Origin of the sequence: Alloscardovia macacae (genome assembly GCF_002259705.1) — a bacterium.
GTDB lineage: Bacteria > Actinomycetota > Actinomycetes > Actinomycetales > Bifidobacteriaceae > Alloscardovia > Alloscardovia macacae.
On sequence record NZ_MWWT01000008.1, the window covers coordinates 1 to 14,434 of the forward strand.

Below are 14,434 nucleotides of genomic sequence, written 5' to 3' on the forward strand. Positions count from 1 at the left end.
TTGGGCAGAAACATGTCTCATACCTTCTATGACACACCCACAAGGTATCAGAAGAAAACCTCAACACGCCCTAACACCAAGAAACACAACGCCTAACACAAACTTAAGCAATAACTTTAGTTCCTATATGCCGGCTTTCACCGTCACCACACCGCAAAACAAAAAAGACCTCGGCTTTCCAGCCGAGGTCTTGCTTCGTGGAGCTAACGGGATTCGAACCCGTGACCCCCTGCATGCCATGCAGATGCGCTACCAGCTGCGCCATAGCCCCGAAGACTTTTTTACTATACATGAGTTTTTTCTCTCATGCAAATCGTGTCGCGGATTTCGCTGTAAGGATTTCCTCCAGAGGGCTTTTCCGCTGAGGAGATTCCGCCGAGGCGATTCCCAGCCCCTACACCTCCGGATTATCCCAGTCCTGCGTATACGCAGCCACAGGACCATGCGCATAGTCCACGAGGCGGTAGCGTTCAGATCCATCAGGCATATCGAAGAGCATGAGCCTAGTCCAGAACGCGTTGCGCATGCTCACGAGGTCAGCGAAATCTGAGTGGAATTCGCTCCAGCCCATGAGAGTATTCACTACCTGGTTTATCCACGCACCATGCGAGAAGACGAAGAGCTGCGTATCCGAGTCTACGGTATGTGCCCACTCATTCACCGCCTCGGCTCCACGACGACCTACCTCAGCCTTTGGCTCTGCCCCATGAGAGAGCTCACCGTCGCCGAAGTTTCGCCAGCTTTCGAAGTCTTCTGGCCAGCGCTTCTGCATTTCCGTCACCGGCATGCCTTCCAGCTCACCGAAGCCGCGTTCCTTCACACGGTCATCCACGTGCACAGGAACGCCGAGGGCATCTGCGAAGGCATGTGCGGTCTCCTGAGCGCGGCCAAGCGTCGAGGTGACCACGAGCGGCTTCTCCTGACACTTCTCCTGCTGCCCTTCTTCAGCATTCAGGCCAGAAACCGCCCCGTCCTCAGTCCAGCCGCCCACATACAGCCGCCGCAGTTCCGCAGCGGTCTGCTGGATCTGCCAGCGCCCCACCTCGTCGAGCGGGATGTCTATCTGCCCCTGGAGGCGGTTTTCTGCGTTATAGCGCGTGCGCCCGTGACGAACGAGCGTGATGAAGCGCGCATGGTTCGTCTTTCCCTGCGAGGTGGAGGTAATGTCGTTCAGTGGAGCCGTGGTCGTCATACTTTCTCGCTTACTCCGCGTCTTCGAATTCCGCGTCGTCTGCACCGTCACCCTCCGCGTCCTCGAATTCGTCCGCGTCTGCACCGTCCTCCTCAGAGACACCCTCAGACTCACCGCGCTCCGGCAGCTGCAGATCCGTGCGTGGGCAGTCCTTCCACAAGCGCTCGAGGTCGTAGAAGTCACGCGAATCCTGATCCATGATGTGTACCACGATGTCGCCGAAGTCCAGCAGAACCCACTGGCCTTCTTCGAGTCCTTCGCGTTCGCGTGGATTCAGCCCATGCTTGAGGTAGAGCTGCTTTTCCACTTCTTCTGCGATGGACAGGACGTGGCGTGGCGACGAGCCCGTGGCTATAAGGAACATGTCCGTCAGCCCCAGTGGCTCGGACACGTCGAATGCCACGATGTCTTCGCCCTTCATCTCGTCTGCAGCCAGTGCTGCTGTGCGTGCCATCTGTATCGATTCGTCAAATGCTGCCATACTAAAAATCCGTTCCCCTCTTAAGCCCTTTCAGGCCCCGATAAAAAATCAAAAAAATTACTCGCGTTCCCAGGCTGGCTTCCAGCCTTCGACCACGTGCTGTGTGTTCTCGGAGTACACCATGGAGTCTGCAGGCACGTCGTGACGTACCACCGAGCCCGACCCTGTCGTGACGTTCTCCCCCACGGTCACTGGAGCCACGAACATGTTCCCTGCACCGATGTGCGAGTGTGCGCCTATCTCCGTGTGGAGCTTATGCACGCCGTCGTAGTTCGCCGTAATGGTTCCGCCGCCTATGTTCGTGTGGTGGTGGATATGTGCATCGCCGATGTAGCTCAGGTGAGGCACCTTCGTGCCTTCGTCGATGACGGCCTTCTTCATCTCCACGAATGCTCCCGCCTTCGTGCCCTTACCCAGTTCATTTCCTGGGCGCAGGTACGTCCACGGGCCGATGGTCGCCTCTTGTCCGATCCTCGTGGACTCCACGCGCGAGCGTTCTACCGTAGCCCCGCGCTCCACACGCGCATTAATCAGCGTCGTATCTGGCCCCACTACTGCTTCAGCCGCCACAAAGGTACTTCCCTGCAGGTAGGAGCCTGGCAGGATGACGGCGTCAGCTTCGAGGACCACGTCATCTTCTATCCACGTGGTCTCAGGGTCGAGAATGGTCACGCCTTCGCGCATCCAGTACTCGCAAATCTCCTGATTATGCGCTTTCGCCAGCTTCGCGAGCTGCACGCGGTCGTTCACGCCTTCCACACGTAGTGGATTCGAGACGGTGACGAGTCCCACGTTCCCCAGCTCATGTGCGTTCGCCAGAGCGTCGGTGAGGTAGAACTCACCCTGGGCATTCGAAGAATTGAGCTTTTCGATGGACTGAGCGAGCACGGACGCGTCAAACGCATAGACGGACGTGTTCACCTCGTGGACAGCCAGCTCGCTATCCGAGCCGTCCTTCTGCTCCACGATGCGCACGAAGCCGCCCGCCGAGTCGCGGATGATGCGTCCGTATCCGAACGGATTATCCAGCAGACACGTGAGGATAGTGGCCACGTTCCCGCTTTCCTCGTGTTCGTGCACGAGTGAGCGCAGGGTGGCGCCGTCCAGCATAGGCATGTCGCCCGCTACGACGAGCACCGTTCCGCTGAGGCTTCCTTCTGCTGTCAACTCGTCCATAGCGCACTGCACGGCCCTACCCGTGCCCGGGATGTCATCCTGATGCACGATGAGCGCCTGCTCGTTATAGCTCGTCGCAGCGGCGGCCACGCGTTCGGCCTGGTTTCGCACGACCACGGCGACCGCCTGTGGCTCCGTTCCGCCCACGGCCAGCATGACGCGCTGGAGGAAGGTCTTTCCGGCTATGGAGTGCAGCACTTTCGGCGTGCTCGACTTCATGCGCGTTCCCTCGCCTGCTGCTAGAACGATAGCTGCTGTAATGCTCATCTGGTAGTCCTCGTGCTCCTTTTTTTCCTGTGGCCAATTTACTCTTCGACTTCGCCGCTCTGAGCGATGGAGATGAGGTCTCCGATGGAGTCCACCACGTGGCTCGGGCGGTATGGGAAGGCCTCGACCTGATCCTTCGCGGTCACACCCGTGAGCGTGAGGAAGGTGTGCAGACCTGCTTCCACACCAGCGATAATGTCTGTATCCATACGGTCGCCAATCATGGCCGTGGTGGCCGAGTGTGCGCCGAGGCGGTTCAGAGCCGTGCGGAACATGATAGGGTTCGGCTTACCGATGAAGTATGGTTCGCGGCCGGTCGCATTCGTAATGAGTGCTGCCACAGCACCCGTGGATGGCAGAATGCCCTGGTCGCTCGGACCCGCATTATCCGGGTTCGTAGAGATGAAGCGTGCACCGTTCAGAATGAGGCGCACTGCCGTGGTAATGGCTTCAAACGAGTAGTTACGCGTCTCACCGAGGATGACGTAATCCGGGTTCCTGTCCGAAAGAATGTATCCAGCCTCGTGCAGAGCCGTGGTGAGGCCTGCCTCACCGATGACGTATGCCGAGCCACCTGGGATGGTCTGGGAGACGAACTGAGCCGTGGCCAGAGCCGAGGTCCAGATGTGATCTTCTGGAATGTCTATGCCGCTCAGGCGCAGACGTGCCGAAAGGTCACGCGGGGTGTACATAGGGTTATTCGTCAGAACGAGGAACTTACGGTCATTATCCCGGAGAGCCTGAATGAATTCTGCTGCTCCTGGAAGAGCACGCTGCTCGTGCACGAGCACGCCGTCCATGTCTGTCAGCCATGTGTCTATCTGATGTGTGGTCATAGTGATCCACCTTTCTTTTCACGCTCCCTGTGAGCGCTTTCCTTCGTATAGCTACTTACTATAATATCCGTACGGCTCTATCGTATCAGGTCTTCCTGAGTGTTCGCTGAGAATGCTAAGAATAGGAAAGGCTGGCGCATCGCTTTCGCAGAGCGCCAGCCTTTCTGATGAGTTCCCCCACCTGGACTCGAACCAAGACAAAGGGTTCCAAAGACCCGTGTGCTGCCATTACACCATGGGGGAATGTCCTCTAGAGCACTCTACCACATATGCGTCACGTGTGCGACACGGGCAGATGTGCTCGAGGAAGAATTGGGCTTTTAAAAAAACTAGCCGAACTGGAACGTCCCCTGATGGTGCGTCGGATAGTTATCGAAGACCTTCGCCATGGAGGTGTCCTCGAAGACCGCGCGAATGCCGGATGCCAGCAGCGGGGCGATGCTCAGGACGGTCAGACCATCCCAGCGCTTCTCAGCAGGAATAGGCACAGTATCCGTAATGACGACCTCGCGCGCACCGCACTTCTGCAGACGCTCGATAGCAGGACCAGAGAAGACGCCATGCGTAGCCACGACAGTCACCGACTTCGCGCCGGCCGCCATGATAACGTGGCATGCCTCAGCGATGGTGCCGCCGGTGTCGATGAGATCATCCACGAGCACGCAGTCCTTACCTTCGACGTCACCCACGACGCGGTTCGCCACAGCGTGGTTCGGGCGCGTGATGTCACGCGTCTTATGCACAAAGGACAGAGGAGCGCCCCCCAGACGCTGAGCCCACTGCTCTGCCACCTTGATGCGTCCAGCATCTGGGGAGACCACAGCCACGTTACTCAGGTCCAGGCAGTCCCGCACGTAATCTACGAGCACTGGCATGGCCTGCAGGTGGTCCACTGGGCCGTCGAAGAAGCCCTGGGACTGTGCTGCGTGCAGGTCCACAGACATGATGCGGTCTGCGCCTGCAGTGTGCAGAAGGTCGAAGACCAGACGCGAGGAGATAGGCTCGCGGCCCTGATGCTTCTTATCCTGACGCGAATATGGCATCAGAGGGCACACAGCGGTGATGGAATTCGCCGATGCACGCTTCAGCGCGTCTATCATGATGAGGTGCTCCATGATGAACTTATTCGTAGGCTGGGTAGCCGTCTGCAGAACAAATACATCCGCACCGCGCACCGACTGCGTATAACGGACATACATCTCGCCATTCGCAAAGTCATACTGCGTCGTTTCTAGAACATCTACACCTAATGCCTTCGCTACATCCGCTGCCAGCTTCGGATGAGAACGACCTGTAACCAGAATAAGATTCTTATCAGGTTTGCCTTCGAGGACTGCACTCACAGTAACTCCAAACAGTAAATGAACATCGTTACCTGATATTCTATCGGGGAAGTGTGACAGTGGGGCGCGTGGCGTGTGGGGTGCGTGTGGGGTGGAGCGCGGCGTGAGACGATGTGCAGTTTTCTTCGCAGCGAAATATACGATGCTGAAAAAAATGGCGACTTTTCTTGAGGTTCGTCGAAAAAGTGCCACTCACATCATGATTTTTTTTCAACAGACTTCAAGAAAAGTCGCCATTTTTTCACCATCGGCCCGCCCAGCCGCAGCCACAACCGCAGCCAGCCCAGCCAGCCCAGCCGGCCGCAGTCACAACACAGCCCAGTCCAGCCCTACACCCCCAGCCCGGCATACAGCCCGTGCTTCGAGATGTACTGCACCACGCCGTCGGGCACGAGATACCATACTGGCTCGCCAGCATGCGACCTGCGACGGATATCCGTAGACGAGATGGCCAGTGCAGGGATTTCCAGCACATCCACCGCATCCGACGGAACTTCGGACGGCACATCGAGACTGCCGGTATCCATGGCATAGCCCGGCCTGGTCACACCCACGAAATGCGCGAGCGACCACATCTCATCCGCATCTTTCCACTTCATGATCTCTGCGAGCGCGTCTGCGCCTGTGATAAAGAAGAGGTCCGCGTCTGGGCGAGCCGCGCGAATATCGCGCAAGGTATCGATGGTATACGTGATTCCCGGCCGCTCGATATCCACGCGCGAGACAGAAAAACGCGGATTTGCAGCCGTGGCTATGACCGTCATGAGGTAGCGGTCTTCCGGGTTCGTCACCACTTTATTCTGCTTAAACACTGGCCGTCCGGTCGGCACGAAGATGACTTCGTCGAGGTCATAGACCCACGCCACCTCGGATGCAGCCACGAGGTGGCCGTTATGGATAGGGTCGAATGTGCCACCCATGATGCCTATGCGCGGTCGATCATGCACGTGACCGCGCGCGGATCGGCGTTTCGCGGAGAGTGCGGATGGGTCGTTCGCCGCGTTTGTGACAGTAACGTTTGTGACAGTACCGTTTGTGACAGTACCGTTTGTGACAGTAGGATTTTCGCTCACGCACCCTCCCCCGACTCCGCAGGCTCCTGCATCTCCTCCTCCCACTGCTGCTGCACGTAGCGGCGGATTTCCGCATACGTCGGCAGGAGGAATTTCGGCTGGTAGGCTTTGCGCACGCGCGCCACGTATTCGCTGATGCGGATGAGCGTATCTGCCATGGTCTCCACGTCGTTTTCGCGTTCGGCCGCGCGGAAGACGTCGATGCGCTTTTCGAGCTCGACGAGGAAGTCCGCTACCTCGTTTGGCGCTTCGGCGTCACGCACGTCTGGCGCGTCCATGTCTGGCCATCCGAGCAGCACTGCGTCCGAATATTCGAGTGCACTGCGCTGGGTGACGTTCGCGATTCCGTCTTCTATGGCGACCACGAAGACGTACCGCACCGTGCTCAGGCGCTCGGAGGCGATGCGCAGCAGCGTGCGCGGTTCGAGTTCTTCCGCGGCGAGCGCGTCCGCGTACAGGTTCTGTGAGGTCATGCGCGTACCTGTCCTGTTCCGTATCCTACCCAATGCGTCGTGGTCAGTTCCGCGAGTCCCATCGGCCCGCGTGCGTGCAGTTTCTGCGTGGAGATGCCGAGTTCTGCTCCGAATCCGAACTGACTTCCGTCCGTGAAGCGCGTGGATGCGTTTACCATGATGACCGCGCTTTCCACGTCGCGTGTGAAGCGTTCGACGGCGCTGTAGTCTTCGCTCAGGATGGCTTCCGTGTGCTTCGTGGAGTGCGCGTTGATATGGTCAATCGCCCCCTCCAGCGAATCGACCACCTTCACGCCGAGGATGTAATCTAGGTACTCGGTATCCCAGTCGTCCTCGCTCGCACGCACGGCCGGGAAGCCTGCAGCAGCGAGGATCTCGTACGCGCGCTCGTCGGCACGCAGCTCGACGTTCTTCTCAGCGAGGACAGCAGCGACGCGTGGCAGGAAATCAGCCGCCACGTCCGCGTGGACGAGAAGCTTCTCAGCCGCATTACACACACTGATGCGCTGCGTCTTCGCATTCATAATGACCGGCACAGCTTTCTCGAAGTCTGCCGCCTTATCCACGTAGATGTGCACGTTCCCCGCACCCGTCTCGATGAACGGTACGCGGGCATGCTCAGCCACATACTGGATGAGGCGCGCACTTCCGCGTGGCACGAGCAGATCCACGTATCCGCGCGCTTCCATGAGAGCCTGCGCGCCCTCACGTCCGAGCGGATCTACCGTGCTGACGAGGTCAGGATTCATACCGTGCGCTTCGAGAGTCTCGCGCACGATGCTCACAGTGGCTGCATTCGTCTTCTCTGCAGCATGACCGCCGCGCACGATGACGGCATTCCCGGACTTCAAAGTCAGAGCGAGGACATCCACTGTCACATTCGGGCGTGCTTCGTAAATCATGGCTACCACGCCCATCGGCACGCGCGACTGGACCAGGCGCATACCGTTTTCCATGGTCATACCACGAACCACTTCGCCCACTGGGTCATGCAGTGCTGCCACGTCGCGCATACCCTGCACACTGGCCTTCACGCGCTCGGCAGTAAAGAGCAGGCGGTCCAAAGTACCCTGCGGCATGCCGTCCTCGCGAGCGCGCTCCATGTCCAGCGCATTCGCTGCTTCTATCTCACTCGCACGGCTTTCGAGAGCGTCTGCCACAGCGCGTACGAGAGCTGTACGTTCAGCACTCGTGAGAGCCTCTAAGGCGCGCTGTGCCACCTTCGCAGCTAATGCCTGCTGCTGTACTTGAGTCATCACTTCTGTCATACGTCTCATTCTAAGCTCCGAGGGGCACATTTAGGCGTGTTTCACGCTAAGATGAGGATTACATAGTACAGAGCGGAAAGGGCGAGCATGGAACTTTTTCACAGCACACGCAGCACAGATATCCAGGTCACTGCGAAACAGGCCATACGTCAGGGCATAGCAGATGATGGTGGTCTCTTCGTCAGTGACAGCCTCGGTGAGCGCACTCTGGATGTGGAAAGTCTTCCAGGAAAGAGCTACCAGGAGATAGCTCTCGAGGTTCTACGCCTTCTGCTGCCTGATTTTAGCGATGACGAGCTGCGCGAGTGCATCGAGGGGGCCTATAGCTCCTTTAAGGATGAGGACGTGACGCCGCTGAAGTCTCTGGGCATGAATTATGTGCTTGAGCTCTTCCACGGCCCTACCTCAGCATTTAAGGATGTGGCTTTGCAGGCACTTCCACGCTTCATGGCGCACACGCACGTGAAGGAGGGCGAGGCGCAGTCACAGGAAGAATTGGCAGAAGGAAAAGAGCGCGTCCTCATCCTCACGGCCACGAGCGGCGACACCGGAAAGGCGGCGCTCGACGGCTTCGCGGACGTGGACTCTACGGGCATCGTGGTCTTCTACCCAGCCGGGCAGGTCAGCGAGGTCCAGCGCATGCAGATGATCACGCAGAGCGGTCAGAACGTGGGCGTCGTGGCGGTGCACGGGAATTTCGACGACGCGCAGAGTAAGGTGAAGGCCATCTTCGGCGACGCCGCTCTCGCCGCAGATCTCGAGGAAAACGCACACACGCGTCTGTCCAGCGCGAACTCCATAAACGTGGGACGCCTCGTGCCTCAGGTCGTCTACTACTGCGCGGCATACGCTCAGCTGCTCTTCACTCAGGAGATAAATTTCGGTGACGAGGTGGACTTCCTCGTGCCGACCGGAAACTTCGGCGACATCCTCGCCGGATACTATGCCAAGCGCCTCGGGCTGCCGGTGGGTAAGCTCGTCGTGGCCTCGGATAAAAATAACGTGCTCTACGACTTCCTCACGACCGGCGTGTACGACCGCAACCGCGAATTCTTCACGACCATCTCCCCGAGCATGGATATCCTCATTTCGTCGAATCTCGAACGCATGCTGTACTACTTCAGCGACGGGGACACCGAGCTCATCTCGCGCCTCATGAACGATCTCGCGGAAACGGGACGCTACGAAGTGCCGTCGGGCGTGATGCGCAAGATTCGTGAAGTCTTCGACTGCGCGTGGGCGGACGAAGACCAGGTGCGCGCGGCCATCCGCGACTGCTGGGACGAGAACGGCTACGTCATCGACCCCCACACAGCCTGCGCGTATCACGCTCTCAGCGTCACTGAGGGGACACCGACGGCTCCACGCGTGGTGCTGTCTACCGCGTCGCCGTATAAGTTCCCACGCGCTGTGCTGTCTGCTCTGGGAGTGGCCGCGCCGGAAAGCGACTTCGCGTGCATGGATGCGCTGGCTGATCTCAGTGGTGTGCCGGCGCCGACTGCGCTGCGCTCGCTGGAAGGACAGCTGCCACGCTTTACGGATGAGATAGACGTGGACGAGATGCCGGCGTATGTGCGGACTATGGCGGCGAAGTTCGCTGGGGCTTCGGGGGCGGCTGCGTAGGGGCTGGCCGGCTCGGCTGGCGCTGTACGTCTGCGTGTGCGACTTTTCGGGCAGTTCGTTGATTTTTCGATGGGCTTCTCGAAAAGCCGCATTTTATATTAACTACCCATACGAGAACGGGCTCCTCCGGCACACAGCCAGAGGAGCCCGCCTCTTTTTAACCCTCTATACGCAAGGTACATTCTTCTATCAGCTCAGCCGCATGCTGAAGTGACATGTCTGACTGAGACCCGGAGAGCATGCGCGCTATCTCAGCGACGCGCTCCTCCTTATCCACGTGTGTGACGGTGGTATATGCCCCATCACGAGTTTTTTCCTTCGCGACGACGAACTGTTTATTCGCCCATGCAGCTACCTGCGGCAGATGCGTGACCACGATAATCTGCGCACCACGTGCCAGCAGAGCTAAGCGCTTACCGAGTTCAGCCGCGGCTTTTCCGCCCACACCTGCATCGATTTCGTCGAAGATGAGAGTAGGCACGGAGCCACGCGGTGCGTTTTCATCCGCATCGCCTTCTCGCGCATGTTTTTTCTCGAAGGATACTAATTCTAGCGCGAGCATAAGACGGCTAAGCTCACCGCCCGAAGCACTCTTCCCCAAAGGAAGCCGCGGCGACCCTGGGAATGGAACAAACTCGAAGGTTACGCTATCCGCTCCGAAGCTATCCAGCTCGTCTCGCGACGTGACGCTGATGTGCAGCTCAGAGCCTTCCATGGCCAAGGACTTGAGCTCCTCGGTCACACGCGAGCCCAGCTCCTCAGCTGCAGCTACGCGCGTGGCAGTCAGTGTCCGAGCAGCATCCTTCGCCTTTTCGAGACTCTTCTCAAGCTCCTTTTCGAGTTCCTGAATCCGCTCCGGAGAGGCATCGAGATCCTCTAGGTCGAACTGTGCTTTTTCTTTCCACGCCAGCACATCATCGAGGCTCGGCCCCCAGCGCTTCATCAGCTCGTCGAGGTCATGAATGCGTTCATTAATAGTGTCGAGGTCCTGCGGGCTGATGTCATCATCTGCATCCTGGCTCAGTGCGTAGACGATGTCCTGAATCTCGTCGCTCGCCGCTTCGAGTCTGGAGACGAGAGCCCCCATTTTTTCTATGTGCTCCACGCTGCGCAACGCATGAATGGCTCGTGCGAGAAGCTCGGAGACGCTCGGCTCATCCGCCTCTCCCGCAGATGCATCCAGCGCCATTAACGCCCCACCGCGTGCCAGAGCTATCTCTGTGGCACTTTCTATATAGTCTCGCTGAGCTTTCAGCTCCTCATCCTCACCCACGTGAGGGTCTACGGTCTCTATCCGAGAGATGGCATCGCGCAGGTAGTCTATCTGTGCCACTGCATCGGACTGCGCGTGGCGCAGCTTATCGAGCTTTTCTTTCAGCGCACTGTACTGCGTATACGCCTGAGAATACGCGGAGCGAGCAGAAGAATTGGCAGCGAAAGAATCGAGAAACTCACGCTGCTTCACGGCATTCGCTATCTTCAGCTGCTCGGACTGACCATGAATGGTCACCAGCTGTGACGTCATATTTTTTAAAACGCCACGCGGCACGCTCCGCCCGTTCAGAACCGAGCGCGAACGGCCGGACTTCGGCACGGTACGCGTGATGAACAGCTGATCATCCTCGCACTCGCTGCCCGCCTCGTCTGCGAGCTGGAGCACGCGGTCATTCCCCGAGACGTCGAATATGGCCTGAACCCAGGACTGATCCGCGTCCACGCCCACGCGAGCAGGCTGGGACTGCGCGCCCGAAATGAGCTCGATGGCGTTCAGCAGCATGGATTTACCCGCACCCGTCTCACCGGTGATGGCATTCATCCCAGCGTGTGGGGCGAGCATAATGCGCGCCTGCTGAATAGGCCCCAGAGCGCGAATCTCTAACTCTTCGAGCACTTACTTCACATGTCCTTTCTTTTCTAACGCCGTCTCACGCCATCCGCGCACAGGAAGGTCGAACTTTCGAACCAGCCTGTTTGTAAAGTTCGCCTCGCCCAGCCGCGCGAGCCTGAGCACGCTGGCCGACTGGCGCACACGCACACGCGAGCCTTTCGGAATAACCTTCTGCCGCCGTCCGTCACAGCATATCCAGCCATCCGAGCCCGAAGCTTCCAGCACACGCAGGTCAAAGGTAGAAGTGGAACCGATGATAAGCGGGTGCGTAAAGAGCGCGTGCGCCGCTATAGGAGTCAGCTCGAGCGCTTCTACCCCAGGCCAGATAACGGGACTTCCCGCGGAAAATGCATACGCTGTAGAGCCCGTAGGCGTGGATACCACGATACCGTCGCAGCCGAAGGAACTCGTGGCCACATCATCTACGCTCACGCCTATCTCCACCATGCGCGAGCGGTCTTCCGCCTTGAGAAGTACGTCGTTCAGCGCCCAGTCACACAGGCCACTCGGACTGCCGTCTGGATTATACAGCTCGACGGCTGCTATCATGCGTTCTTCGATGGTGTACTCGTGGCGCGCTATGCGGCGCATAGCCTCAGACAGCTCCGAGCTTTCGAACTCGGCGAGGAAGCCCACATGCCCGGTGTTTATACCCACGATGGGGACGTCCGTGCCTTTCACGAGCTCAGCCGCGCGAAGAATGGTGCCGTCGCCCCCGAGGACCACCACTATCTCCACGTCCTCACTCACCGGCTCAGCGTGATGTCCGAACTCCTGCACGTCAGGGATGTCATCGCGCACCTGAACGCTAAATCCGAGATTTTCGAGCTGCGCTACGGCATCACTCACCGTCGAGTTCTGGCGCAAGGCAGCATGGGTAACGATGACGGCCGTGCGCTGCATGTCCTCACTCATGTCGTTCCCACCCCTTTTTTCTTAAAATACGTGTAATCATTCTACCGTGTCGGGGGGTCAATTAAGCTCTATGCCTACCTTTCGAGCCACACGAGATATTCCTGATTCCCGTGCGTTCCCGTAATGGCTGAAGGCGTCAGTCCACGCACACTAAAACCGCATTCTTCGGCGCAGCTGACCACACGCTCCACGGCCTCCTGACGGTACTCCTCGCGCGTGACTATGCCGCCTTTGCCGAGCTTCGAGCGGCCCACTTCGAATTGGGGTTTAATCAGCAGAACGGCATGCGCGGCCGGACGCATAACCGCGGCCAGCACGGGCAGCACGTAGGTCAGCGAGATGAAGGAGACGTCCGAGACGACGAGGTCAGGCGCGTACGGCAGGTCGCCCGGCTCGACGGCGCGCACATTCACGCCGCTCATGTCCGTAACGCGCGGGTCGTGCGCGATGAGCGGGTCGAGCTGACCGTGGCCCACGTCGAGCGCGAGCACGTGCGCGGCGCCCGCTTCGAGCAGAACTTGCGTAAATCCGCCGGTCGATGCGCCCACGTCGAGGCAATGCGTCCCCGTCACGCTCGGCAGGCCGTCTTTCGAAAAGATGTCGAGCGCTTCGACGAGTTTGATAGCGCCGCGCGAGACGTACTTCCCGCTCGAGCGCACGTCCTCCTGCAATTCCAGCGTATCCGCATCGCTCACCTTCAGCGAGGCTTTCGCGCGATCCGCGCTGCCGTTCACAAGGACGGCGCCCGAGTCGATGAGCTGCTGGGCGCGCGACCGGCTCGGAGCGAGTCCGCGCGCTACGAGCGCGAGATCGAGGCGCTGCATTAGACGAGAGTCCGCGCGAATTTCGGCAGAATGCGTACGCTTTCGCCCGCATCTGCTGCTGCCCAGGCCGCGCTGGCAGCCGCGCGCAGAGCGTTCAGACTGCGTATCTCGTCTTCTGGGCCAATTTTTTCGCCATCAACCTCGACATGCAGCGTCTCGTCAGTCACCCACGCGCGAGCGTTTTCGCAGAGGAAGTTACGGGTGTCGCTACCGTTCTCACTCGTCGTCACTGCCGGCTGAGGCTGACTCAGGCCGAGAAGGTCTGCGCAGATGTACGTAGGACGCAGGATAGGCTTCGCGAGGATAATCTGCTCAGCGTCTGCTACGCCCGTAAGGACCACAGCACTGTCATATCCGCCACGGTTCGCTGCTTCGATGTCTGTGTCGAGACGGTCTCCCACTGGCAGGCAGCGCTCCGTGGTCACCATCTCGTCTGTCGGGCTGAAGAGGTGACGAGCCTGATGATACATGGCTGCTTCTGGCTTTCCGGCAGAAGCTTGAGGCTGCTGGCCCGTCGCTTCGATGACAGGAATCTGGAGCGCTCCGTTTCCAGGAGCGATGCCGCCTTCGCGCGGGATGGTGAGGTCTCTGTTCGTCACGAAATACTGGGCGCCCTGCTCGATGGCATATGCCGCTTCTGCGAGATGAGCCCAGCCTATCTCAGGGAACCAGGACTGAATAACAGCATCCGGATGGTCGGTATGGGATTCGACGACTGTGAGGCCAGCCTTCGTCAGCTCATCTTTCAGATGGTCTTTTCCGATGACGAGGACCTTCGCGCCTTCAGGGAGCTTCTGTGAGAGCATGGCCGCAGAGACCATGGCTGAGGTGATCACGTCTTCGGCGTGAGCATCGATGCCGAAGCTGCTAATCTGCTCGGCGACGACGTGCGGGAAACGCGACGGATTATTCGTGGTATACGCTATGCGCATCCCGAGTGCTGCGGCCTGGCGGATGCCATCGGCCGCATACACCACAGGATTCGCACCGAGGTACACTACCCCATCGAGATCCAGTAAGGCCAGCTCATAACGCTGTGCCAGTGGTGTGCTACTTCCCTGAATCATAGTGGGAT

The 14,434-nt window shown here is 59.0% G+C and carries 13 protein-coding genes and 2 tRNA genes; 1 reads left to right on the plus strand and 14 read right to left on the minus strand.

Features of this window, described 5'->3' with window-relative positions; all coding sequences use genetic code 11:
• Positions 1-198: 198 nt before the first annotated feature.
• The 10 genes from ALMA_RS05855 to ALMA_RS05900 all read right to left on the minus strand — a co-directional run bounded on the left by ALMA_RS05855 (position 199) and on the right by ALMA_RS05900 (position 8,109).
• Positions 199-271, minus strand: a tRNA-Ala gene (locus ALMA_RS05855).
• Between the two features lie 123 nt (positions 272-394).
• On the minus strand, positions 395-1,192 hold the full coding sequence (locus ALMA_RS05860) for a histidine phosphatase family protein (RefSeq protein ID WP_094726786.1): 798 nt from the start codon (positions 1,190-1,192) through the stop codon (positions 395-397).
• A gap of 10 nt (positions 1,193-1,202) precedes the next feature.
• Entirely contained in the window at positions 1,203-1,673 is a 471-nt protein-coding gene (gene rsfS, locus ALMA_RS05865) for a ribosome silencing factor (RefSeq protein WP_094726787.1), read from the minus strand.
• A gap of 57 nt (positions 1,674-1,730) precedes the next feature.
• On the minus strand, positions 1,731-3,116 hold the full coding sequence (gene glmU / locus ALMA_RS05870; RefSeq protein WP_094726788.1) for a bifunctional UDP-N-acetylglucosamine diphosphorylase/glucosamine-1-phosphate N-acetyltransferase GlmU: 1,386 nt from the start codon (positions 3,114-3,116) through the stop codon (positions 1,731-1,733).
• A gap of 38 nt (positions 3,117-3,154) precedes the next feature.
• The gene (locus tag ALMA_RS05875) at positions 3,155-3,952 is read right to left on the minus strand and encodes an HAD-IIA family hydrolase (RefSeq protein ID WP_086106954.1); all 798 of its coding nucleotides are present in this window, start codon (positions 3,950-3,952) and stop codon (positions 3,155-3,157) included.
• Between the two features lie 172 nt (positions 3,953-4,124).
• Positions 4,125-4,195: transfer RNA gene (locus tag ALMA_RS05880), tRNA-Gln, on the minus strand.
• An 86-nt stretch (positions 4,196-4,281) separates the two neighbouring features.
• Complete coding sequence (locus ALMA_RS05885; RefSeq protein ID WP_086106955.1) at positions 4,282-5,295, minus strand: ribose-phosphate diphosphokinase; 1,014 nt, start codon at positions 5,293-5,295, stop codon at positions 4,282-4,284.
• Between the two features lie 329 nt (positions 5,296-5,624).
• On the minus strand, positions 5,625-6,368 hold the full coding sequence (gene nadD / locus ALMA_RS05890) for a nicotinate-nucleotide adenylyltransferase (RefSeq protein ID WP_094726789.1): 744 nt from the start codon (positions 6,366-6,368) through the stop codon (positions 5,625-5,627).
• The gene (locus ALMA_RS05895; RefSeq protein ID WP_094726790.1) at positions 6,365-6,841 is read right to left on the minus strand and encodes a hypothetical protein; all 477 of its coding nucleotides are present in this window, start codon (positions 6,839-6,841) and stop codon (positions 6,365-6,367) included. Before ALMA_RS05895 ends, nadD begins: the two co-directional genes overlap by 4 nt.
• Positions 6,838-8,109 (minus strand): glutamate-5-semialdehyde dehydrogenase, encoded by a 1,272-nt coding sequence (locus tag ALMA_RS05900; protein ID WP_094726791.1) that lies wholly within the window; start codon positions 8,107-8,109, stop codon positions 6,838-6,840. Before ALMA_RS05900 ends, ALMA_RS05895 begins: the two co-directional genes overlap by 4 nt.
• A gap of 87 nt (positions 8,110-8,196) precedes the next feature.
• Here ALMA_RS05900 and thrC point away from each other — a divergent pair, with 87 nt between their 5' ends.
• A complete protein-coding gene (thrC, locus tag ALMA_RS05905; protein ID WP_094726792.1) occupies positions 8,197-9,732 on the plus strand; it encodes a threonine synthase in 1,536 nt (511 codons plus the stop codon).
• Between the two features lie 157 nt (positions 9,733-9,889).
• On the opposite strand, the gene recN is transcribed toward thrC, so the two are convergent.
• From recN to ALMA_RS05925, 4 genes are all read right to left on the minus strand, one after another.
• Positions 9,890-11,623 carry a DNA repair protein RecN gene (recN, locus tag ALMA_RS05910; protein WP_094726793.1) on the minus strand — a complete coding sequence of 578 codons (1,734 nt, stop codon included), beginning with the start codon at positions 11,621-11,623 and terminating at the stop codon, positions 9,890-9,892.
• On the minus strand, positions 11,624-12,535 hold the full coding sequence (locus tag ALMA_RS05915; RefSeq protein WP_094726794.1) for an NAD kinase: 912 nt from the start codon (positions 12,533-12,535) through the stop codon (positions 11,624-11,626). It lies immediately after the preceding gene.
• 74 nt (positions 12,536-12,609) lie between these two features.
• The gene (locus ALMA_RS05920; RefSeq protein WP_094726795.1) at positions 12,610-13,359 is read right to left on the minus strand and encodes a TlyA family RNA methyltransferase; all 750 of its coding nucleotides are present in this window, start codon (positions 13,357-13,359) and stop codon (positions 12,610-12,612) included.
• Complete coding sequence (locus ALMA_RS05925) at positions 13,359-14,426, minus strand: HAD-IIA family hydrolase (RefSeq protein ID WP_169712323.1); 1,068 nt, start codon at positions 14,424-14,426, stop codon at positions 13,359-13,361. The genes ALMA_RS05920 and ALMA_RS05925 overlap by 1 nt, the downstream gene beginning before the upstream one ends.
• Positions 14,427-14,434: the final 8 nt, after the last annotated feature.

Coding starts and splice junctions, on each gene's coding strand:
- ALMA_RS05875 (WP_086106954.1), bottom strand. CDS start 3,952: ATGACCACACATCAGATAGACACATGGCTGACAGACATGGACGGCGTG.
- ALMA_RS05895 (WP_094726790.1), bottom strand. CDS start 6,841: ATGACCTCACAGAACCTGTACGCGGACGCGCTCGCCGCGGAAGAACTC.
- thrC (WP_094726792.1), top strand. CDS start 8,197: ATGGAACTTTTTCACAGCACACGCAGCACAGATATCCAGGTCACTGCG.
- ALMA_RS05900 (WP_094726791.1), bottom strand. CDS start 8,109: ATGACAGAAGTGATGACTCAAGTACAGCAGCAGGCATTAGCTGCGAAG.
- ALMA_RS05860 (WP_094726786.1), bottom strand. CDS start 1,192: ATGACGACCACGGCTCCACTGAACGACATTACCTCCACCTCGCAGGGA.
- rsfS (WP_094726787.1), bottom strand. CDS start 1,673: ATGGCAGCATTTGACGAATCGATACAGATGGCACGCACAGCAGCACTG.
- ALMA_RS05920 (WP_094726795.1), bottom strand. CDS start 13,359: ATGCAGCGCCTCGATCTCGCGCTCGTAGCGCGCGGACTCGCTCCGAGC.
- glmU (WP_094726788.1), bottom strand. CDS start 3,116: ATGAGCATTACAGCAGCTATCGTTCTAGCAGCAGGCGAGGGAACGCGC.
- ALMA_RS05925 (WP_169712323.1), bottom strand. CDS start 14,426: ATGATTCAGGGAAGTAGCACACCACTGGCACAGCGTTATGAGCTGGCC.
- ALMA_RS05915 (WP_094726794.1), bottom strand. CDS start 12,535: ATGAGTGAGGACATGCAGCGCACGGCCGTCATCGTTACCCATGCTGCC.